This is a genomic window from Ferrovibrio sp. GW821-FHT12F09 (genome assembly GCF_058806775.1).
Window position 1 is genome coordinate 1,466,019 of record NZ_JBXAPZ010000001.1, and the last position, 22,801, is coordinate 1,488,819.

A 22,801-nucleotide genomic window follows, 5' to 3' on the forward strand; every position below is an offset into this window, starting at 1 on the left:
CCGCTTTCTCAATCGCCCGCAACACCGGGCGGCGCGATTCCGGTCGCGCGTCAGCGCTCCTGGAACGCCGCGTCGAGTGCGCGATAGACCGGATTGAGCAGGAAGCGCAGCACGCTGCGTTCGTCGGTCTTGATGTCGACCAGAACGATCATGCCCGGCAGCACCGGATTGCGTTTGGGGTCGTCGCCCACATGATCCTTGTCGAGCTGCACCAGCAGTTTGTAATAGGGCACGCCCAGCGGATCGCGGAAGGTGGAGGGCGAGATATGGGTCACATGCCCCGGCACGCTGCCGAATTGCGCAAAATCATAGGTGGAGACTTTCACGGCCGCGGGCTGGTTCAGCCGTAGCTGACCGATATCGGCTGGTTGCGCCCGCGCTTCCACGATCAGTTCGCGGCCGAGCGGCACGATTTCGGCAATGCTGCCGCCCGGCGCGATCACGCCACCGGCGGTGCGCGCCTTCAGGTCCTTGATCACGCCCCGCACGGCCGCGGTGACGGTGGTGCGGGCGACACGGTCTTCCAGCTTGACGCGCGCCTCTTCCACCTGCCGCAACTCGCCGGTCACGGTGCCCAGCTCGCGCATGGCATCGACGGCCAGACGTGACTCCAGCTCGACCAGCCGCTGTTCGGCCTCGGCAACCGCCTCGCGCGCCCGCCCGATATTCACCGTTACGGTGGTCAGTTCGCCCTGCACGCGGTTCATCTCACGCTGCACATCGAGGTAAGTCAGGCGCGAATTCAAACCCTGGCTGTTCAGGGTCTTGCGCATTTCCAGCGCCTCGCCCGTGATCGCGGTCTGGCGCTGCAGGGTTCTCTGCTGGCCGACCAGGGCATCAAGATCGGCGCGGCGCCCGGCCAGCTGGCGCTCCAGCACGATGCGCTGGCTGGCACGGGATTTCTCCTGGCTGCGCAGGATAGCGGCCTGATCGGAGGACAGGCCCTGTTCGAGAGAGTCGTCGAGAACAGCGGTGCGGCCATCGGCAAAGGCGCGCAGGCGCTCGGCCTGCAGGCGCAGGGCGCGTTCCCGCGTGCGCAGTTGCTCCAGCTCGGCCAGAACGCCGGTATGGTCCAGGCGGATCAGAACCTGGCCTTCCTCGACCAGATCGCCCTCGCTGACCAGCACCTCGCGGACGATGCCGCCTTCCAGATGCTGCATGGCCTGCAGGTTGCCATTGGGGACAATTTCGCCCGGTGCCCGGGCCACCTGCGCAACCTTGGTCACGGCGGCCCAGCCGACGGCCGTGGCCACGATGGCCGCGGCAATCCAGACCGAAGCCTGCATCAGGCGCGGCGGCCTGCCTTCTTCAAGCTGTATTGCCAGAGTCAGGTAGCGAATGCGGGCAGGATCGGCGCGCAAGGCCGGCAGTTTGCCGCCAAAGCCCTGCGGGCCGGTTGCAGTCTCGCTCATGGTGCGACTCCGTGACTACGCATTGTTTGTCCCTGTCCGGCGATACGGGTTTCGACGATGCGACCATTTTCCATCAGGACGACGCGGTCGCAGATCGCCAGGTGGCTTGGCCTGTGGGTGACGATGGCAATGGTCTGCTGGCCGCGGCGGGCGCGCAGCGACTGGATCAGGGCGGCATCGCCGGGTTCATCCAGCCACTGCCCGGGTTCATCCAGCAGCAGCACGGCGGCAGGGCGCAGGTAAATGCGCGCCAACGCGATCCGCTGCAGCAGGCCGACGGACAGCAGGCGGGCGTCGGCATGATCGCCGAGGCCGGAATGCAGTCCGTCCGGCAATGCGAGAACTTCGTCCAGCGCGCCAGCCTCGGCCAGAGCCGATTTCAGATCGTCATCATTGGCCGTGGGTGCGGCCAGCCGCAGGTTCTGCGCGATCGTGCCATGAAACAGATGACGGTTCTGCGGGGCATAGGTAACGGCGCTGCGCAGTTCATGTGGCGTCATCTGCCGGATGTCCAGGCCGTCCAGCAATACAGCGCCGGCCTGTGCCTGATAGAGGCCGGCCATCACCTTGAGGATCGTCGACTTCCCGGAGCCGGAATGGCCGGTGATGCCGATCAGTTCGCCGGGCCGGAGCGCCAGATCGACACCAAGCAGGGCAGGCTCGGCATCAGGGCGATAGCGCAGCGAGACCCGGTTGAGCGTGATGGCGCCACGAAAGACTCGCTGCACGACGGCCGGTGCGGTGCGGTCCGTCAGTTCGGGACGCAGCTGCAGCAGGGTATCAATCTGCCGGATGCCATGGCGTATCTGCTCCAGCCGTGTCAGTGCCACCATGCCAAGCTGCAGCGGCGACAGCACCCGCCAGGACAGGGCCATGGTGGCGACCAGTTCGCCGACGGTCATGGCGCCGCCGATAATGCGCATGGCGCCCCAGGTCAGAACGATGGCGCCGGTCAGCATCATCAGCATCTGCGACAGGGTATTCAGAAAACCGGATGCCACCTGCATCTTGCGGCCATCGAGAACGGCGGCGGCCGATGCGGCGCGGTAGCGTTCAAGCCAGATATCGCCGCTGCCGGACTGTTTGATGGCGCGCAGGTTCGACACGATCTCGACGGTCAGGTCGTGGCGGGTCGCGATGCTGCCCGCTGCACGCTTCACCGTGCTGCGATGCATGGCCTGGGAGGGAAGGCCGATGGCCAGGACGATCAGGCCCAGCAGCAGCGGCACCAGCACGAGCGGGCCGCCGAGCCAGGCGATGACGATCAGGAAAACGAACAGGAAAGGCAGGTCCAGTGCCACGCCGGCCAGGGGGCCGGTGAAGAACTCGCGCACCGATTCAAATTCCTTCAGGCGTGCGAGCTGCGTGCCGATTGGCGCGGCTTCCATGAATCCGACCGGCAGGCGCAAAAGATGCTTCAGCACCGAGATGGCAACCAGCCGTTCGATACGGGCACCCATATAGGCCAGCAGCCGCCCGCGCAGCATGCGCAGCACGAAATCGAACAGGAAGGTCATGCCGATGCCAGCGAGCAGATACACGACGAGTTCGCGCGCATCGGCGGCGATGACCGTGTCATAGATCATGAGGGCGAAAAGCGGGAATCCGAGCGCCAGGATGTTGCCGAACAGCGTGATCAGGCCGAGCTGCATGGCAATGCCCTGAAAGCGCCGGGCGATCATATTCAGGAACAGCGGGCGTGAATTTTTGTCATCCTGCGTCGTTTCCGCCAGTTCGATGAAATAGGCGGTGCCCGCAATCGACAGGCGGGATGCGGTTATTTCCTCGCGGCGCTGGCCATCGAACACGCGCAGGTCATCGCCATGCCGTTCGATCACCACACGCGGGATGCCGGTGTTGTCGACATGCAGGCAGGGCAGCAGGCGGGGATCGAGCTGGTCGATGCGTTTTTCCTGCGGCTTGGTCACGTAGGAAAGTTCGATCAGGACATTGCGTAGGCCGTCGAGGTCCAGATCGGCAGCAAAATGCGGCAGCGCCTCGACGATATGACGCGGATCGCCCTGCCAGCCCAGTGCCGTCAGCAATGGCATGAGACAGGCTGCATAGGGCGATACAGCCTGGAAGGCGCCGATACGGCCCTGACGCAGAGCTTCCGCCAGGGGTTCGGATCGCACCACCTGCAGGCGGTTCGATGCCGGATCCGACGGCGGCGGCGGATTGCTGACGTCGTTCACGACGGTACCCCCGTTGGCACGATCGCGGGCCCGAGAGTGGGGCGTTCCATGAAAGCGCCCTCGCGCAGTTCGAACATGCGGTCGGCCAGGCGCAGTACGGAAGGCTGGTAACTGATCAGAACGATGGTGACCTTGCCCTTCATATCGGCCAGCAGTTGCAGCAGGCGCTCGTTGGAATTGCGGTCGAGGCCATTATTGCTTTCATCGAATAATACGATGCGGGGCTGGTCGACCAGGCCTCGGATGATGGCGATGCGTTGCCGCACGCCGCCGGGCAGAGTTTCGGTCTGGCCACCGCTGATCGTGGTGTCGTAGCCGTTGGCCAGTGAGGCGATATAGCGGTCCAGGCCCAGCCGTTCGGCGAGCTGCAGGGCGATATCGACGGTCTGACCGCGGCGGAACATGGTCAGGTTGTCAATCAGGCTGCCCTGGAACACCGTGGCATGACGCGGCAGCAGGCCGATCTCTTTCGGGCCCGGCCGCGGGGCTGTCGGCAGCAGCGGCGTATCGTCAAACAGAATCTGTCCTCCGGTCGGCCGCAACAGTCCTCCCATCAGGGACAGCACGGCAGAGCGTGCGCCACCATCGGCCGCAACGATGGCCACGGTTTCGCCGGCGCGGATTAACAGGTTCGCGTTATCCAGCACGGGCCGGCCGCTGCTATCCTTGAAGTTTACCGCACGGAATTCGATACTGCCGGCATGGACGATTGGTTCCGCCGCGCCGCGCAAACCGCCGGGTTCCTGCGGCAGCCGGTAGAGGCGGTCGAGCTGCTTCTCAGCCAGACGGATGGTCTGGAAGTTGCTCCAGATGCCCATGGCACGCAGCAGCGGCTGCATGACGCGTCCAGCCAGCAGGGAGCAGCAGGCGAGCTGACCGATGGTCATCTGATGATCGAGTACCAGCAGTGCGCCATAGGTCAGCACGGCAACGGTGGCCAGGTTGGAAAAGAACGTGCCGAGTGCCTGCGACAGCGCCGAGAGGTAGGTGACGTGATGTGCTGCACCGGAGGCATTGTCCATCAGGCGCTCGTAGCGGCGCATCATCAGCCGCTCCATCGTCATGGCCTTGATGGTGGTGATGCCGGACAGAACCTCGATCATGAAGCTGGTGCGGCGTTTGTCGGAATCGGTGCGGGCGTCGACCGCATTGCGCAAGGCATTGCCGATGACAGCAGCTGACACGGCAAAGGCGAGGAAGACAGCCACCGTCACCCAGGCCAGCGGCCCGCCAACCATCCAGATGATGGCTGCGAACAGCAGGGCGAAGGGCAGGTCGATGACGATGATGGCGCCCTGGTTGGCATAGAATTCGCGCAGGCGGTCTATGGCGCCCAGGCGTTCAAGGTGGGTGCCGAGGGTATCGGCCTCGGCGGCCTGCAGATCGGCGCCAAGCAGCTGCGCAATGCCGGAACAGCCGGCGTTATGTTCAAAGCGGGCGCCGGCCCAGCCGGCCAGTGCGCTGCGCATGCCGCGCAAAGCCGCTTCGCCGAACAGGATGGTAAACAGCAAAATCGTCAGTAGCAGGAGCGTATCGGTGGCGGCATTCGGGATCACCCGGTCGTACACCTGAAGTGTAAAAATCGGCAGCGCCACCGTCAGGAGGTTGAGAACGATCGAGCAGATGACCAGTGTGGGATTGTAAAGCAGACTAGTGTCTATGCGGCTGCGCACTTTTGCAGATTCCCCCATCATCTTTCGTCAGTGGACGACCTTAGTGATGCAGCAGCAAGGATCGATATTATTTTTGTACACGATCTGCTTGGCATCAATCATACGCCGAATGCGCGACGTATAATGACAGTCTAAGAGCCCGGCGAAGAATTAACTATTGGTTACCTTCGCGCAGCTAGGATGCAGAATGACCGTTAAATCAGACATCCTTAGCGACGAGCTCAATGCCCTGCCCAAAGACGCCAAAGCGCCACGAGGGCTGGCGGGCGAGGCCGGCACGCTCTCGGCGCCCGGTGATGCCGGCAATGGCAGCGACAGCGGCCCGACACTCGGTGCTGTGCATTATGGCACGGTGATCGGTGACGAGCGCAGCTTCCAGCCGGATCAGACGACGATCGCCGGCGGTGAGATTCGCGTCGCCGCATTGGGCGCGAACGTCCAGGATATTTTCCAGACCGATCGGGCATCGGACGATCTCCGTCCGAACGAACTTGCCAATGGCGGGGTGCAATCGGCTTTGCTGGATTCCGGCCGGCAGGTCGGCGGTGCCCGCGCGCCGGCATCTGCACCCGCACCGGCAACGGCTGTCGCTGCTGGCGCCGAACAACAGCAGGCTGCGCCCCCCGATGTTGCCGCGCGGGATGTCAGCCCGACCGAAACGGCTTCGCTCACGGCCGTCGAGCAGGCTGCGGCCGAGACGGCTGCCGCCATTGCTGCGGATCGCGCGGCCGAGCAGTCGAATATGGGCCGGTCGCCACCGGCGGAAGCCGAAGCGCGCGCCGAACAGGCCGGGATTCTGAATACCGCGGCGGAGGCACCGGCTCTTGAAGAGAGCGAAGGGGCATTGACGCCGCCGGAGCCGTTGCCTGAAGACAGTGTGAGCGCGGTGGAGCCATCGCAGCCGCTGCACCTGGGCACCTCGGGCAATGACCTGTTTGCGGCGACGCCGGCAGCGGAAGTGTTCTCGGGCGATGCCGGCAGCGACACGGTCAGTTATGCCGCTGCCACGGCAGCCGTGACAGCCGACCTTGCCCAGGGCGGCAGCGCCGGTGATGCCGCCGGCGACACCTATATCAGTATCGAGAACCTGACGGGCTCGGCCTATGCCGACAGCCTGAGGGGCGACAGTGCGGCGAATATCCTGGATGGCGGTGCCGGCAACGATACGCTGGTCGGCGGCGCCGGTGCGGATACGCTGGCCGGTGGCACAGGCTCGGACACAGCTGATTATGCAGGCTCTGCTGCGGCGGTGGCTGTCAATCTGGCAACCGGAACCGGCAGCGGCGGTGATGCGCAGGGCGATGTCTTGTCCGGCATCGAAACTGTTGTCGGCTCGGGTTTCGCCGATACGCTGACCGGCGACAGTGCGGCGAATATCCTGGACGGCGGCGCTGGCGACGATACGCTGGTTGGCGGCGCAGGTGCTGACGCGCTGATCGGTGGCGCCGGCACAGATGCTGCGAGCTATGCCGGTTCGGCGTCTGGCGTTTCGGTCAATCTTTCGACCGGTGCGGCCAGCGGCGGCGATGCGGCTGGCGACACCTTGAGCGGCATCGAGAATCTGACTGGCAGCGGTCTTGCCGATACGCTGACTGGCGATTCGGGCGCGAACACCCTGGATGGCGGCGCTGGCGACGACAGTCTGACCGGCGGCACCGGTGGCGATACCCTGACCGGTGGCAGCGGCGTGGATACGGCCAGTTATGCCGGTTCTGCTGCGGGCATTTCGGTCAACCTCGCCACAGGGGCAGCCAGCGGCGGCGACGCCCAGGGCGACACGCTGACCGGCATCGAAAACCTGACCGGCACGGACCATGACGATCTTCTGACAGGCGATGCCGGTGCCAACCGTCTGGATGGCGGAGTAGGTGACGACAGGCTCAGCGGTGGAGCCGGTGCGGATACCCTGATCGGTGGCAGCGGCAGCGATACGGCCGACTACGCCGCATCCTCGGCGGCTGTCGCGGTCAACCTTTCCACCGGCACCGCCAGCGGCGGCGATGCCGCTGGCGACACCCTGACCGGTATTGAGAACCTGTCCGGCAGTGCACTGGCAGATACCCTGACCGGCGATTCCGGCGCCAACCGCCTTGATGGCGGTGCAGGGGACGATGTTCTGACCGGCGGTGCCGGTGCGGATACACTGATCGGTGGTATTGGGGCCGATACGGCCAGCTATGCCGGTTCTGCTGCGGGCGTTTTGATCAATCTGGCTGCCGGTACGGCTGATGGTGGCGACGCAGCGAGCGATACGCTGAGCAATATCGAGAATCTGACCGGTTCCGCCTTCGATGACACGCTGACGGGCGATGCCGGTGCGAACACGCTGGCTGGCGGTTCAGGCAATGATGTCCTGACCGGCGGTGCCGGTGCGGATACGCTGGCCGGTGGCAGCGGCACAGACACAGTCAGCTATGCGGGTTCTGTTTCTGGCGTTGCGGTCAATCTTGCAACGGGTGCGGCCAGCGGCGGTGATGCCACCGGCGATACGCTGAGCGGCATCGAGAATCTGACGGGCTCCGGTCATGCCGATGCCCTGACCGGCGATACGGCTGCGAATATCCTTGATGGCGGCGCCGGCGACGACAGTCTGAGTGGCGGTGCAGGTGCTGACGTCCTGATCGGTGGTGACGGTTCGGATACGGCCAGCTATGCCGGCTCGTCGGCCGGTATCAGCGTGAATCTTTCAACAGGCGCGGCCAGCGGCGGTGACGCAGCGGGCGACACGCTGAGCGGTATTGAGAATCTGACCGGCAGTGCCCTGGCCGATACCCTGACCGGTGATGCGGGCGCGAATATCCTGGATGGTGGCGCCGGCGACGACAGTCTGACCGGCGGCGCCGGTGGCGATACCCTGACCGGTGGCAGCGGCACGGATACAGCCAGCTATGTGGGTTCGTCGGCAGGTGTCGGTGTCAATCTTTCGGCCGGCACCGCCAGCGGCGGCGACGCCCAGGGCGATACGCTGACCGGCATCGAAAACCTGACCGGCTCGGATCATGACGACGCCCTGACCGGCGATGCTAGCGCCAACCGCCTGGATGGCGGTGCGGGCGACGACAAGCTCAGCGGCGGGGCCGGCGCCGATACCCTGATCGGCGGCAGCGGCAGCGACACGGCCGACTATGCGGGTTCGGCAGCGGCTGTCACGGTGAACCTCTCCACCGGCGCGGCCAGCGGCGGCGATGCCGCCGGTGACACTCTGAGCGGTATCGAGAACCTGTCCGGCAGTGCGCTGGCCGATACCCTGACCGGCGATGCCGGTGCCAATACCCTGACCGGCGGCGCCGGCAATGACCGGCTCGATGGCGGCCTGGGCGACGATATTCTTGTTGGGGGCACCGGCGCTGACCAGCTGATCGGTGGCACCGGCACGGATACGGCCAGCTATGCCGGTTCGGCAGCGGCGGTGACGGTCAATCTGGCAACCGGCGCCGTCAGTGGCGGCGATGCCGCCGGTGATACGCTGACAACCATCGAGAATGTGACGGGCTCCGACCACGCTGACAGCCTGACCGGCAGCACAGCGGCGAATGTCCTGGATGGTGGCGCCGGCGACGATACGCTGACGGGCGCTGCCGGTGCGGATACCTTGATCGGCGGCGCCGGCAGCGATACCGCCAGTTATGCGGCTTCAGCAACAGCCGTCACGGTGGATCTGGCGGCAGGCACCGGATCGGGCGGCGATGCCGCCGGTGATATATTGACCAGCATCGAGAATCTGACCGGCAGCATCAACGCGGATACGCTGAGCGGCGATACGGATGTCAATCGCCTGGATGGCGGCAGCGGTAACGACACGCTGATCGGCCGGGGCGGCGCAGACGTTCTGATTGGCGGCGCCGGCACGGATACGGCCAGCTATGCCGGCTCGTCTTCCGGTGTCACGGTCAATCTCGCGACCGGCACTGGCGCTGGCGGCGATGCCGAAGGCGATACGCTGGCCACCATCGAGAATCTGACCGGTTCCGATCATGCCGATACCCTGACCGGCGATGCCGCTGCCAATCGCCTCGATGGCGGTGCAGGTGACGACATGCTGATCGGCGGCGCGGGTGCGGATGCGCTGGTCGGCGGGACCGGCAGCGATACGGCGGATTATACGGCGTCCACGGCGGCCGTTACGGTCAGCCTGGCTGCCGGCACGGGCACGGGCGGCGATGCCGCCAGCGACACGCTGTCGGGGATCGAGAATCTGATCGGCAGTACCTTGGCCGATACCCTGACCGGCGATGCGGCGGCCAATATCCTGGATGGCGGCGCGGGCAACGATACGCTGGCCGGCGGGGCCGGCGCCGATACGCTGATCGGCGGCACCGGCACGGATACGGCCAGCTATGCGGGTTCGGCAGCAGCAGTGATAGTCGACCTGGCAGCCGGCACCGGATCGGGTGGCGATGCGGCCGGTGATACGCTGGCGGGGATCGAGAATCTCACCGGCAGCATCAATGCCGACACGCTGATCGGCGATGCCGGCGCCAACCGTCTGGATGGCGGCACCGGCAATGACATTCTGACCGGGGGTGGCGGCGCCGACATGCTGATCGGCGGCACCGGCACGGATACGGCCAGCTACACGGGCTCTACCGCGGCTGTCACGGTGAATCTGACCACTGGTCTGGGCAGCGGCGGCGATGCCCAGGGCGATACGCTGGCCACGATCGAGAATGTGACCGGCTCCGATTTCGACGACACGCTGACCGGCGATGCCGCGGCGAACCGCCTGGAAGGCGGTGCCGGCGATGACACCCTGATCGGCGCGGCGGGCTCCGATGTGCTGGTCGGCGGTACCGGCAGCGACACGGCCAGTTATGCCGGTTCGAATACAGCGGTGACGGTCAGTCTGGCGACCGGCGCAGCCACCGGCGGCGATGCGGCCGGCGATACCTTCTCCGGGATCGAGAATCTGACCGGCGGTGGCGGTGCTGATGCTCTGACCGGCGATAGTGGCGCCAATATTCTCGATGGCGGTGCCGGCAACGACACATTGGCTGGCGGCGCCGGCAGCGACACCCTGATCGGCGGCGCCGGCACTGATACGGCCAGTTATGCGGCTTCGGCGACAGCTGTCACGGTCGACCTTGAAGCTGGCACCGGCCTGGGCGGCGATGCGCAGGGCGACACGCTCGCCACCGTCGAAAATCTGATGGGCAGTGCTTACGCCGATACGCTGACTGGCAGCAGTGGTGCGAACCAGCTGGATGGCGGCGCGGGCGACGACATGCTCGCTGGCGGCGGCGGGGCGGATACTCTGATCGGCGGTACCGGTACGGATACTGCCAGCTATGTGGCCTCGTCGGCCGCCGTGACGGTCAACCTGACGACCGGCACCGGCCTGGGCGGCGATGCCCAGGGCGATACCCTGGCCACCATCGAGAATGTGACCGGTTCCGATTTCAATGACACGCTGACCGGTGGCGCCACCGCCAATACGCTGGATGGCGGAGCAGGTGACGATCTGCTGTCCGGCGGCGCCGGCGCCGACATTTTGATTGGCGGCGCGGGTAGCGATACCGCCAGCTATGCCAGTGCAACGGCCACTGTTGCGGCCAGCCTGGCGACCGGAAGCGGCACGGCCGGCGATGCGGCTGGCGACACGCTGACGGGTATCGAGAATCTGATTGGCGGCAGCGGTGCCGATACCCTGACCGGTAATGCCAGCGACAATGTCATCGATGGCGGCAGCGGCAATGACACGCTAGCGGGCGGTTTGGGCGCGGATACCCTGATCGGCGGTGTCGGCACCGATACCGCCAGCTATGCGGCCTCTGCGGATGCCGTGACAGTTGATCTGGCGGCAGGCACCGGGACGGGCGGCGATGCCGAAGGCGATACGCTGTCAACGATCGAGAATGTCACGGGCAGCGCTTACGTGGATACCCTGACGGGCAACAGCGGTGTGAACCAGTTGGATGGTGGCGCCGGCGACGACACCCTGACGGGTGGCGCTGGTGCCGATATTCTGATCGGCGGTGTGGGTACGGATACGGCCAGCTATAGAGCCTCGTCAGCCGCCGTGACGGTCAATCTGACCACCGGCACCGGCACCGGCGGAGATGCGGCCGGCGATACGCTGGCCACCATCGAAAATGTTACGGGGTCCGATTTCAACGACACCCTGACCGGCAGCGCGACCGCCAATACGCTGGACGGTGGCGCGGGCAACGATACGCTGGCGGGCGGCGCCGGTGCCGATATCCTGATCGGCGGTGCGGGCAACGATACTGCCAGTTATGCCAGCGCCACTGCGACGGTTGCCGTCAGCCTGGCTGCTGGAACCGGCAGCAGCGGCGATGCTGCGGGCGATATCCTGACCGGTATCGAGAATCTGGTCGGCGGCAGCGGCAACGACACGCTCACCGGCGACGATGCGGTGAACAGCCTGGATGGCGGCAGCGGCAACGACACCCTGATCGGTGGCGTGGGTGCCGATACCCTGATCGGCGGCGTCGGCACCGATACGGCCAGCTATGCCGGCTCGACCGCGGCGGTCACCGTGAATCTTCTCACTGGCGTGGGAGCCGGCGGCGATGCCGAAGGCGACACGCTCGCCACTATCGAGAATGTCACCGGCTCCGATCATGCCGATACCCTGACGGGCAATACGGCCGTCAATCGCCTTGATGGCGGGGCGGGCGACGATCTGCTGGTCGGCGGCGGCGGCGCGGATGTGCTGGTTGGCGGCACCGGTACCGATACGGCCAGCTATGCGGCCTCGACGGCGGCGGTGACGGTTAGCCTTGCAGCAGGCACCGGCAGCGGCGGCGATGCGCAGGGCGATACCCTGTCCGGTATCGAAATCCTGATCGGCAGTGCTCTGGCCGATACCCTGACCGGTGACGCCAACGCGAATACGCTCGATGGCGGCGCTGGTGCCGATACCTTGGTTGGCGGCGCCGGCGCCGATATCCTGATCGGCGGTGCCGGGGTCGATACGGCCAGTTATGCGGCATCGTCCACAGCCGTCACTGTCGATCTTGCGGCTGGAACCGGCAGCGGTGGCGATGCGGCCGGCGATACGCTCAGTGGCATCGAGAACCTGATCGGCAGCAACAGCGCAGATACGCTGACCGGTGATGCGGCTGCCAATCGCCTCGATGGCGGCACCGGCAATGACATTCTCACGGGCGGCGCCGGGGCGGATGCGTTGATCGGCGGTACCGGCACGGATACGGCCAGCTATGCCGGCTCAACGGCCGGCGTTACCGTCAATCTGACGACGGGCGTAGGCACCGGTGGCGATGCCCAGGGCGACACGCTGGCGACCATCGAAAACCTGACCGGCTCGGATTTCAGCGACACCCTGACCGGCGATGCTGCAGCCAACCGTCTGGATGGCGGCGCGGGCGATGATGTTCTGAATGGCGGCGGTGGCGCGGATGTGCTGGTTGGCGGTGCTGGCAGCGACACGGCCAGCTATGCCGGCTCGAATACGGCGGTCACCATCAATCTTGCGACCGGCGCGGCCACGGGCGGCAATGCGGCTGGCGATACCTTCTCCGGTATCGAGAATCTGACCGGCGGCGGCGGCAACGACACGCTGACCGGCGACGCCGGCGACAATATTCTTGACGGTGCGGTCGGCAACGACGCGCTGACCGGCGGTGCAGGAAATGACACGCTGATCGGTGCCGCCGGCACCGATACCCTGACCGGTGGCCTCGGCGACGACATCATCTATGGCGGCGATGGCGCCGATACGGCCTATTTCGCGGCCGGCTGGGGTCAGGATCATTTTTCCGGCGGTGTCGGCGGCGGCTGGACCGATACGATCTATGTCAACAGCGTCTCGGCCGGCCCGGGCTTTGGCGGCTGGACCGTCACGCTGGCGGACGGCTCGCTGATTACCAATGCCGCCGCCCATGGGACCCTGACCTTTGGCACCGATGTCTCCGGCACGGTTACAATGGCCGATGGCAGTGAAATGACCTTCGAGGGTGTCGAGCGCCTGCAATGGTAATGGGCTGACAACCTGAGTCCGCGGCGCCGGGCAATATGGGTGATTTTCTCTGCTTCCTTGGCCGGTTCCTGCAACTCTATGATGATGCCGGATGAACTGCGCCGTGAAGGCGCAGTTCGATCGCCGCAAGGCTATTCTGCGGCGCTGCGCAGCACCGGCTTGGGCTGTTCCAGGGCGGCCTTGCGATTCAGCGCATCGTAATAGGGCGCGAAAGGCGGGCGGTTGATATAGCGACCGCTGCCCTTCACGGTGCGGACGTCCCCGTCCTTGTAGACGATCTTGCCCTGCGAGATCGTCACCGTGTTGATGCCTTCGACCTCCATCCCCTCGAAGATATTGAAGTCGATCTTCTGGTGGTGGGTTTTGGCTGAGATGCGGCGGGTCTTCTTCGGGTCCCAGACTACCAGATCGGCATCGGCGCCAGGCTGGATCACGCCCTTGCGTGGATACAGGTTGAAGATCTTGGCGGCATTGGCCGAAGTGACGGCGACGAATTCATTCGGCGTCAGACGACCCTTGTTGACGCCATGATGCCACAGCACATGCATGCGGTCTTCGACGCCGCCGGTGCCGTTCGGGATCTTGGTGAAGTCGTTGCGGCCCATCGCCTTCTGGTCGGCGCAGAAGCAGCAATGATCGGTCGCCGTTGTCTGCAGATGGCCGGCCTGCAGGGCGCGCCACAAAACAGCCTGGTGCTCCTTGGCGCGGAAGGGCGGGCTCATCACGTAAGCTGCGGCCGTGGCGAAATCGGGGTTGCGGTAGACGCTGTCGTCGACCAGCAGATGGCCGGCCAAAGCCTCGCCGAAGACGCGCTGGCCTTCGTTGCGGGCCCGGATAATGGCTTCCACCGACTCGCGGCAGGAATTGTGCACGATATAGAGCGGCACGTTCAGCACCTGGGCGATGCGGATGGCGCGGTTGGCGGCCTCGCCCTCGACCTCGGGGGGGCGCGACAACGGATGGCCTTCGGGTCCGGTGATGCCGGCCTTGAGGATCTCTTTCTGCAGGTGGAAAACCAGTTCGCCATTCTCGGCGTGCACGGTGCAGAGCGCGCCGAGTTCACGGGCGCGCAGGAAGCTGTTCACCAGCACCTCGTCCTCGCACATGATGGCGTTCTTGTAGGCCATGAAATGCTTGAAGCTGTTGACGCCATGCTCCTGCACCAGTGTGCCCATGTCCTTCTGGACGCTTTCATCCCACCAGGTGATGGCGACATGGAAACTGTAATCGGCAGCGGATTTCTCCGACCAGCCACGCCATTTCTTGTAGGCCGAGAGGATGTTTTCCTGCGGGTCGGGGATGACGAAGTCGATGATCATGGTGGTGCCGCCGACCAGGCCGGCAGTGGTGCCGGAGAAGAAATCCTCCGACGCTGTCGTGCCCATGAAAGGCAGTTCCATATGGGTATGCGGGTCAATGCCGCCCGGCATGACATAGGCGCCACCGGCGTCCACGACCTCGGCACCGGCCGGCGTTTCCAGATTGGCGCCGACGGCTTTGATCGTGCCGCCATCAATCAGCACATCGGCCCGCTGACTGAAATCCGCGTTGACGACTGTACCCCCGCGTACCAAGACCGCCATCTTAGCCTCCCACAGCTTTGCGACGTTTAACCCATTCACTCATGGCCTGACCAAACGGTCAAGAAAATCGTTGCAGCTTCAAACTGCGCAATCGCGCGGCGGCCTGCATAGATTATCGGCATTCAGCGCCGCACTTTCATCTTCACGCCGAGGCCGTTGAGAATCAGGCTGCGGACGGTTTCGGTAGCGTTGCTGAACACGGCATCATCAAGGCTTTTCTTGTCCAGAACCGCGCCGATCTGGGCCGCGAAGTCGGCGTAATGCTGGGTCATCGCCCAGATCGTGAACAGTAGATGCGCCGGGTCAATCGGCCTGATCTTGCCGGCGGCGATCCAGCCGTCGATCACCGTGCTTTTCTCTTTTACCAGCCGGCGCAAGCGGTTGCGCAGGAAGGGCTGCACATGGCGGGCGCCGCCGATCACTTCGATGGCCCAGAGGCGCGACGGTTCGGGAGACCGCTGCGAGGCCGCCATTTTGCGCGCGATATAGTTGCCGAGTGCTGTTGCGGGATCGGCATCGGGCTGGATTTCCTCATCCAGCGCATCGAGCCAGACGCCCAGGATGGCATCGAGCACGCTGGCATACAGATCCTGCTTGGTGCGGAAATAATAGTGCAGGTTGGCTTTGGGCATCCCGGCCTTGACGGCGATCTCCGCGGTGCTGGTGCCAGCGAAGCCTTTCTTGGCAAAGACAGATTCAGCAGCCTTGAGTATTTTCTCAACGTTGCGGCGACGGATTGCACCAGCCTGCCCGTTGCCATTGCCGGCATCGTCATTCGCCGCCCGATTGCGCGTCGTCTTCTTTTGGATCGCTTTGCCTGCCATTCCGTTCCGGTATCCGTTTTGCCCAACTGGCGTGCAAATGCACAGCGGTGATGCAGATTCCTTATGCGGATTACATCGGCGCATCAGCGCCTGCTGCAATCACGCGGACATAACAAAATCCGGACTTGACCGTTTGGTCAAGAAAATCCTAGCCTCGCCATGCAATGCAGGAAGAGCGGCAGCGTTGAGGGCGCGGCGGCATTCTTTTTGCGAGGCATGGTTCGATGAGGGATCGATCCATGCAGATGTCGACGCAGACCTACGGGGGGAGCAGGTCATGGCGAACGAGCATGAAGTCAGTGGTGCATCCACCGCCCCGGACATCCGGCCGGGAAGGCTGACACCCAGTGATTATGAGGCGCATTTCGATGCGGCAGTGCCGTCCCTGGACCAGCAGGCGGCTCTGATCGAATCGAACCGCTGCTATTTCTGCTATGACGCGCCCTGTATAGAGGCCTGCCCGACCGGCATCGATATTCCGGGGTTTATCCGCAAGATTGCCAGCGGTAACGTCGCCGGCGCTGCGCTCCGCATCTACGAACAGAATATCTTCGGCGGCTCCTGTGCGCGTGTCTGCCCGACCGAAATCCTGTGCGAACGCTCCTGCGTACGTATGACCGAGGAAAGCAAGCCCATCCCGATCGGACTGTTACAGCGTTACGCCACCGATCATGGCACGGCCGCAAACCAGCACCCGTTCACCCGTGCCGCCTCCACCGGAAACCGCATTGCCGTGGTTGGTGGCGGCCCGGCCGGACTGGCCTGCGCCCATCGCCTGGCGCTGCTGGGCCATGACGTGACGGTGTTCGAGGCCCGGCCGCTTCTGGGCGGCCTGAACAGCACAGGCGTGGCGGAATACAAGGTGCCGCATGGCTATGCCGGCCGTGAGATCGATTTTGTGCTCGGCATCGGCGGCATCACGGTAGAAACAGGCAAGTTGCTGGGTCGCGATATCCGGCTCTCCGCCCTGCGTCGTGACTATGACGCGGTATTCCTCGGGCTTGGCCTTGGGGCCGTGAAAGCGCTGGACTGCGATGGTGAGGTCCTGCAGGGCGTCATGAATGCTGTCGATTACATTGCCGATCTGCGCCAGGCGGAAGACCTGTCGGCGCTGCCGGTGGGGCGACGTGTCGTCGTGATCGGCGGGGGCAATACCGCCATCGATATTGCCGTGCAGATCAAGCGGCTGGGCGCCGAGGAAGTGACTCTGGTCTACCGCCGCGGTGCGGAGAGCATGAGCGCCACTGACCATGAACAGGCTTTTGCCAAGGAAAACGGCGTTGTAATCCGCCTCTGGGCGCAGCCGGTGCGGCTGGACGGCGAGGGCGGCCATGTGCGCCGCGCCATTTTCGAATACACCGCATTGAAGGACGGCACGCTGACGGGCACTGGCGAGACCTTCGCCCTGGACGCCGACATGGTCTTCAAGGCCATCGGTCAGACCTTTGTGGCGGATCCGCTTAGCGAGAGCGGCCGCGAGTTGCTACAGCTGAAACAGGGCCGCATCATCGCCGATGCCGAGGGCCGCACCTCTCTGGAGAAGGTCTGGGCCGGTGGCGACTGCGTTGCCGGTGGGCAGGACCTGACGGTTGCTGCCGTGCAGGCCGGCAAACTCGCTGCCGAATCGATCAATCGTGCGCTGATCCAGCGCGCGGCAGCCTGAGGGAGGTGCATCATGGCCAGTCTCAGCAGCAGCTTTGCCGGTATTCGCTCCCCCAATCCCTTCTGGCTCGCTTCGGCGCCGCCGACCGACAAGGCCTATAATGTCGTGCGCGCCTTTCAGGCCGGCTGGGGCGGTGTCGTATGGAAGACCCTGGGCGAAGACGGTCCGCCGATCGTCAATGTCTCCTCGCGGTATGGCGCCTATTCCTACAAGGGCAATCGTGTTGCCGGCCTGAACAATATCGAACTGATCACCGATCGGCCGCTGGAGATCAACCTGCAGGAAATCAAGCAGGTCAAGCGCGACTGGCCGGACCGGGCCCTGGTGGTGTCGCTGATGGTGCCTTGCGAGGAGGATGCCTGGAAGGCAATCCTGAAGCGCGTGGAGGATACCGGCGCCGATGGCGTCGAGCTGAATTTCGGCTGCCCCCATGGCATGCCGGAACGCGGCATGGGCGCTGCCGTCGGCCAGGTGCCGGACTATGTCGAGATGGTCACCCGCTGGTGCAAACAGTACAGCCGCATGCCGGTGATCGTGAAGCTCACACCCAATATAACCAATATTCTGGGGCCGGCGCGCGCAGCTGTGCGCGGCGGCGCCGATGCCGTCAGCCTGATCAATACCATCAACTCCATTGTGAGCGTCGATCTCGACGTGATGGCGCCCACGCCGACCGTGGATGGCAAGGGCACTTCCGGGGGCTATTGCGGTCCGGCCGTGAAGCCTATTGCGTTGAACATGGTGGCGCAGATCGCCCGCGATCCGGAATGCCACGGCATTCCGATTTCCGGGATTGGTGGCATCGAGAGCTGGCGCGATGCAGCGGAGTTCATGGCACTGGGTGCGGGGAACGTGCAGGTCTGCACCGCGGCCATGCATTACGGTTTCCGCATCGTCGACGATATGGCGGATGGCCTCGCACGTTGGATGGATGACAAGGCCTATGGCGGGCTGGATGCCTTCCGCGGCCTGGCGGTGCCCAATATCACCGAGTGGAAAAATCTCAACCTGGCCTATCAGATCGTTGCCGAGATCGATCAGAACAAATGCATCAAATGCGGTCTGTGCCATATCGCCTGTGAGGATACCTCGCATCAGGCGATCACGGCCGGCCGCGCCGATGGCGGGCGCGTATACAGCGTTGTCGATGCCGACTGCGTCGGCTGTAACCTGTGCCTGCATGTCTGCCCGGTCGAAGGCTGCATCACTATGAAGCGCGTGGATGACGGCAGCATTTACCAGAACTGGACCCAGCACCCGAATAACCCGATGCGGGCGGCTGCCGAATAGGCCGTCGGCCGGAGATTGAAGGAGTATGGCAATGGCGAGTGCAAAGAATATCCAGGTCAATCAGGATCGCCTGTGGGACAGCCTGATGGAAATGGCCAAGATCGGCGCAACGGCCAAGGGTGGTTGCGCGCGACTGGCGCTTACTGACCTGGATCGCGAGGGGCGGGACCTTTTCGTGCGCTGGTGCAAGGACGCCGGCTGCACCATCAGCGTCGATCGCATGGGCAATATTTTTGCGCGCCGTCCGGGTCGCAACAATGACCTACCACCGGTGGTGACCGGCAGTCATCTCGACACCCAGCCGACCGGTGGCAAATTCGATGGCGTCTACGGCGTGCTGGCGGGACTTGAAGTGATTCGTACCCTCAACGACCATAATTTCGAAACCGAAGCACCCGTGGAGGTATCGGTCTGGACCAATGAAGAAGGCTCGCGTTTCGCGCCGGCCATGGTGGCATCAGGTGTTTTCGCTGGCGTCTTCACCGAAGAATACGGACACAGCCGCGCCGATCTGGATGGCAAGACCATCGGCGACGAGCTGAAGCGCATCGGCTATTTCGGCGATCTGCCGGTCGGTGGACGCAAGTTCAAGGCCTTCTTCGAGGCCCATATCGAGCAGGGCCCGATCCTGGAAGCCGACCAGAAAACCATCGGTGTCGTGCAGGGTATTCAGGGCATACGCTGGTTCGAGGTGACGGTGACCGGTGCGGAAAGCCATGCCGGCACGACGCCGATGCCGCGGCGCAAGGATGCGATGCTGGGCTGTGCGCGTATCGTGGAACGGGTGAATGCCATTGCGCTTGAAAACAAGCCGGGCGTTTCCACGGTAGGCCTGGTGAAAGTCAGCCCGAATTCGCGCAACACCATCCCGGGAACGGTCTTCTTCACCGTTGACCTGCGTCATCCTTTCGAGGACGACCTGGCCAGGATGTCCAAGGCGTTGCATACGGCTTGCGCTGAGGTCTGCGGCGACCTTGGCCTGACCTATGAGTGCAAGGAAATCTGGAATTCGCCGGCGATCCATTATGACAAGGAGTGCATTGCTGCCGTGCGGAAGGCAGCCGAAGAATCTGGCTATGCTCATCGCGACATTGTCTCGGGCGCTGGCCACGATGCCGGCTATATCAGCCGTGTGGCCCCGACCGGCATGGTCTTCGTGCCTTGTGCCGACGGCATCAGCCATAACGAAGTGGAATCGGCCACGCCGACAGACCTTGCCGCCGGTTGCAACGTGCTGCTCCGGGCGATGCTGGTCCATGCGGCCTGAACGGACAGACAGGCGGCAATGGCTGTAGCCATGGAACAGTCCGATATGACATCCGCGGCGAAGGCTATGCCGGTGGCTGCCGCTGCTGTGACGCCGGCGGTCGAGATTGCAGGCGTGAACCTGGTGTTCCAGACTGCTGATACACCGGTCTATGCGCTATCAGACGTGAATCTCACCATCGGCCGGGGCGAGTTCGTGTCCTTCATTGGTCCGTCCGGTTGTGGAAAGACGACATTGCTGCGCGTGATCGCCGATCTGCAGCAGGTGACGGGCGGTACGGTGCAGGTGAACGGTGTCAGTCCGGAAACCGCACGACTGGATCGGGCCTATGGCTATGTCTTCCAGGCGCCGGCGCTCTATCCCTGGCGCAGTGTGGAGCGGAATATCACGCTGCCGCTGGAAATCATCGGTTTGCCCAAGGTGGAGCGGTTGGCGCGGGCGAAGCGGGTGCTTGACCTGGTCAATCTCACCGGATTCGAAAAGAAATTCCCCTGGCAGCTTTCGGGCGGCATGCAGCAGCGCGTCTCCATTGCGCGCGCCTTGTCGGTCGATCCTGAGCTCCTGCTGATGGATGAACCGTTTGGCGCGCTGGATGAAATTATTCGCGATCATCTGAACGAACAGCTGCTTGGCCTGTGGCGGCGCACCGGAAAGACGCTGCTGTTTGTCACCCATTCGATCCCGGAAGCGGTCTTCCTCTCCACTAAGATCGTGGTGATGAGTCCGCGACCTGGCCGGATCATCGATGTGATCGACAGCAACCTGCCGCGCGACCGCCGGCTCGATATCCGCGAGACGCCTGAATTCGTTGCCATTGCCCATCGGGTGCGCGAAGGCCTTCGGGCGGGACACAGCTATGACGACCATCAGGTCTGAGATACCGGCTGCTGCCGCATTTTCGACCCGGCTGCGACACGGGGCGGCGCTGCCGATTCTGACCGTCCTGCTGTTTATTCTGGGGGCCTGGTATATCGGGACGGTCAAGCTGAATGCTCCGCAGGTGCTGGACCGTTACGAGCGTGCCGGTCGTGCGGCCTGGACCTGGAGTGATCTGGTCCGTGACACCATGGAGATGGAGCGGCCGGTGCTGCCGGCGCCGCATCAGGTGGTGGCGGAACTGGATCGTACGGTGCTGCAAACTGCAGTCACCTCGCGCCGCAGCCTTGTTTACCATGCCTGGGTCACACTAGAATCCGCCCTGGTCGGTTTCGCGCTTGGCACCTTGCTGGGCATCGGCCTTGCCATTGCCATCGTCCATGTCGCCAGCCTGCAACGCGCCCTGATGCCCTGGATCATCGCCTCGCAGACCGTGCCGATCTTGGCCATTGCGCCGATGATCGTGGTGGTACTCGGCTCGCTTGGCATGGTCGGGCTGCTGCCGAAGTCGATCATTTCCGCTTATCTGTGCTTCTTCCCGGTCACCATCGGCATGGTGAAGGGGCTCACCTCGCCCGAACCGATCCATCTGGATCTGATGCGCACCTATTCCGCATCTACCGGCCAGACCCTGCGTTATCTGCGCATGCCGGCCTCGCTGCCATTCCTGTTTACCAGCCTGAAGGTGGCGATTTCCCTGGCTGTGGTTGGCGCCATCGTCGGCGAATTGCCGACCGGTGCGCAAGCCGGTCTCGGCGCGCGTCTGCTGGCCGGATCCTATTACGGCCAGACCGTGCAGATCTGGTCTGCGCTGATTATGGCGGCGATCCTGGCCGGCACCTGTGTCGGCCTCATCGGTGCGATCCAGCGCGGCATCGCCCGTCGCTTCGGGGAGGCGGCATGACAACGGCGCGCCGTCGCGATGGTGTTCTGGCGCTGGCCCTGCTTTGCAGCGTTGGCGCGTTATTTTTGCCGTTAGGCAATACCGGCTGGCTATTACAGCCGGTATTGTTGGCGATCTGGCTGGCCGTGCTGATGGCTATGGCTGTCTTCGTCCTGCGGCCGCCTGCGACCTCTGTCGGTTCCGGCCTTTCGGTGACGGCCAGTATTGCCGGCGCTATCGTGCTTTACGGACTGATGCTGCGCGGAGCAAAGAGTTTTGATGCCGCGGGCCTTTGGTGCGGCCTGTTCGCTCTCGGCCTGCTGGTCTGGCGCGCATTGGAGCGCGTCAGCGTTCTGGTTGCGGCCAGGCGCGGGCTGATCGCCGCCAGCCTCGCGCCGCTGCTGTTCGGACTGTGGCTGCTTTATCTGTGGGAAATGATCGTGGTCGGTTTCGCTGTGCCGGCCGTGTTGCTGCCGCCGCCCAGCGCCATCGGTCACGCCATCTGGGCGAACCTGCCGATCCTGGGCGTCGATTTCATGCAGACTTTCGTTCGTGCCGTCATCCCAGGCTTTATTGTGGGGTCGACCGCAGGCTTCCTGCTGGGCGTTCTGGTTGACCGCGTACCATTCCTGCAGCGCGGGCTCCTACCGGTCGGCAATCTGGTCAGTGCGCTGCCGATCATCGGCGTGGCGCCGATCATGGTGATGTGGTTCGGCTTCGACTGGCAGTCGAAGGCTGCCGTCGTCGTGATCATGACCTTTTTCCCGATGCTGGTGAACACCATTGCCGGGCTGAATGCGCTGGGTCGTATGGAGCGTGATCTAATGACGACCTATGCCGCCAGTTACCTGCAGACGCTGCTGAGCGCGCGGCTGCCGGCCGCGCTGCCATTCGTTTTCAATGCCCTGAAAATCAACGCGACGTTGTCGCTGATTGGCGCCATCGTGGCTGAATTCTTTGGCACCCCGATCATTGGCATGGGCTTCCGTATATCGACCGAAGTCGGCCGCATGAACATTCCCACCGTCTGGGCCACTATTGCGGTGGCGGCCCTCGCCGGTTCGGCCAGCTACGGCCTGATCGCGCTGGTCGAACGGTGGCTGACCTTCTGGCATCCCTCATTCCGTAAAGCGTCTTAACAGTCTTACCGAGTTCCAGACAGGAGAGGAGAATAC

Annotated in this window: 12 protein-coding genes; 7 read left to right on the top strand and 5 right to left on the bottom strand. The window is 64.1% G+C overall.

Annotated features, from left to right (window positions below):
- Window positions 1–50 precede the first annotated feature (50 nt).
- The 3 genes from AC1ROB_RS07345 to AC1ROB_RS07355 are packed head-to-tail and all read right to left on the bottom strand — an operon-like array spanning window position 51 to window position 5,280.
- Window positions 51–1,412 carry an HlyD family type I secretion periplasmic adaptor subunit gene (locus tag AC1ROB_RS07345; protein ID WP_492971850.1) on the bottom strand — a complete coding sequence of 454 codons (1,362 nt, stop codon included), beginning with the start codon at window positions 1,410–1,412 and terminating at the stop codon, window positions 51–53.
- Entirely contained in the window at window positions 1,409–3,607 is a 2,199-nt protein-coding gene (locus AC1ROB_RS07350; protein WP_492971849.1) for a peptidase domain-containing ABC transporter, read from the bottom strand. The genes AC1ROB_RS07345 and AC1ROB_RS07350 overlap by 4 nt, the downstream gene beginning before the upstream one ends.
- Entirely contained in the window at window positions 3,604–5,280 is a 1,677-nt protein-coding gene (locus AC1ROB_RS07355; RefSeq protein ID WP_492971848.1) for a peptidase domain-containing ABC transporter, read from the bottom strand. The genes AC1ROB_RS07350 and AC1ROB_RS07355 overlap by 4 nt, the downstream gene beginning before the upstream one ends.
- 187 nt (window positions 5,281–5,467) lie before the next feature.
- Between AC1ROB_RS07355 and AC1ROB_RS07360 the strand changes: the two genes are divergently transcribed.
- The gene (locus AC1ROB_RS07360) at window positions 5,468–13,240 is read left to right on the top strand and encodes a hypothetical protein (protein ID WP_492971847.1); all 7,773 of its coding nucleotides are present in this window, start codon (window positions 5,468–5,470) and stop codon (window positions 13,238–13,240) included.
- A gap of 131 nt (window positions 13,241–13,371) precedes the next feature.
- Here the strand turns inward: AC1ROB_RS07360 and hydA are convergent, their stop codons facing one another.
- Entirely contained in the window at window positions 13,372–14,823 is a 1,452-nt protein-coding gene (hydA, locus tag AC1ROB_RS07365) for a dihydropyrimidinase (protein WP_492971846.1), read from the bottom strand.
- 122 nt (window positions 14,824–14,945) lie between these two features.
- The gene (locus AC1ROB_RS07370) at window positions 14,946–15,746 is read right to left on the bottom strand and encodes a TetR family transcriptional regulator C-terminal domain-containing protein (RefSeq protein WP_492971845.1); all 801 of its coding nucleotides are present in this window, start codon (window positions 15,744–15,746) and stop codon (window positions 14,946–14,948) included.
- Between the two features lie 178 nt (window positions 15,747–15,924).
- Here AC1ROB_RS07370 and AC1ROB_RS07375 point away from each other — a divergent pair, with 178 nt between their 5' ends.
- The 6 genes from AC1ROB_RS07375 (at window position 15,925) to AC1ROB_RS07400 (ending at window position 22,765) form a co-directional block, all read left to right on the top strand.
- Complete coding sequence (locus tag AC1ROB_RS07375) at window positions 15,925–17,310, top strand: NAD(P)-dependent oxidoreductase (protein ID WP_492971844.1); 1,386 nt, start codon at window positions 15,925–15,927, stop codon at window positions 17,308–17,310.
- A 12-nt stretch (window positions 17,311–17,322) separates the two neighbouring features.
- Window positions 17,323–18,600 (top strand): NAD-dependent dihydropyrimidine dehydrogenase subunit PreA, encoded by a 1,278-nt coding sequence (gene preA, locus AC1ROB_RS07380; RefSeq protein WP_492971843.1) that lies wholly within the window; start codon window positions 17,323–17,325, stop codon window positions 18,598–18,600.
- A gap of 31 nt (window positions 18,601–18,631) precedes the next feature.
- Window positions 18,632–19,867: a Zn-dependent hydrolase gene (locus AC1ROB_RS07385; RefSeq protein WP_492971842.1), complete on the top strand. Its 1,236-nt coding sequence runs from the start codon at window positions 18,632–18,634 to the stop codon at window positions 19,865–19,867.
- A gap of 66 nt (window positions 19,868–19,933) precedes the next feature.
- On the top strand, window positions 19,934–20,743 hold the full coding sequence (locus AC1ROB_RS07390) for an ABC transporter ATP-binding protein (RefSeq protein ID WP_492972211.1): 810 nt from the start codon (window positions 19,934–19,936) through the stop codon (window positions 20,741–20,743).
- Window positions 20,724–21,647, top strand: coding sequence for an ABC transporter permease (locus AC1ROB_RS07395; RefSeq protein ID WP_492971841.1), 924 nt, complete (start codon window positions 20,724–20,726; stop codon window positions 21,645–21,647). The genes AC1ROB_RS07390 and AC1ROB_RS07395 overlap by 20 nt, the downstream gene beginning before the upstream one ends.
- Window positions 21,644–22,765: an ABC transporter permease gene (locus AC1ROB_RS07400; RefSeq protein WP_492971840.1), complete on the top strand. Its 1,122-nt coding sequence runs from the start codon at window positions 21,644–21,646 to the stop codon at window positions 22,763–22,765. The genes AC1ROB_RS07395 and AC1ROB_RS07400 overlap by 4 nt, the downstream gene beginning before the upstream one ends.
- The last annotated feature ends 36 nt before the right edge of the window (window positions 22,766–22,801 follow it).

What these genes read in the sequence shown, in the direction of transcription:
- AC1ROB_RS07345 (WP_492971850.1), bottom strand. Translation starts at nt 1,412, where the DNA reads ATGAGCGAGACTGCAACCGGCCCGCAGGGCTTTGGCGGCAAACTGCCG.
- AC1ROB_RS07360 (WP_492971847.1), top strand. Translation starts at nt 5,468, where the DNA reads ATGACCGTTAAATCAGACATCCTTAGCGACGAGCTCAATGCCCTGCCC.
- hydA (WP_492971846.1), bottom strand. Translation starts at nt 14,823, where the DNA reads ATGGCGGTCTTGGTACGCGGGGGTACAGTCGTCAACGCGGATTTCAGT.
- AC1ROB_RS07375 (WP_492971844.1), top strand. Translation starts at nt 15,925, where the DNA reads ATGGCGAACGAGCATGAAGTCAGTGGTGCATCCACCGCCCCGGACATC.
- preA (WP_492971843.1), top strand. Translation starts at nt 17,323, where the DNA reads ATGGCCAGTCTCAGCAGCAGCTTTGCCGGTATTCGCTCCCCCAATCCC.
- AC1ROB_RS07385 (WP_492971842.1), top strand. Translation starts at nt 18,632, where the DNA reads ATGGCGAGTGCAAAGAATATCCAGGTCAATCAGGATCGCCTGTGGGAC.
- AC1ROB_RS07390 (WP_492972211.1), top strand. Translation starts at nt 19,934, where the DNA reads ATGCCGGTGGCTGCCGCTGCTGTGACGCCGGCGGTCGAGATTGCAGGC.
- AC1ROB_RS07395 (WP_492971841.1), top strand. Translation starts at nt 20,724, where the DNA reads ATGACGACCATCAGGTCTGAGATACCGGCTGCTGCCGCATTTTCGACC.
- AC1ROB_RS07400 (WP_492971840.1), top strand. Translation starts at nt 21,644, where the DNA reads ATGACAACGGCGCGCCGTCGCGATGGTGTTCTGGCGCTGGCCCTGCTT.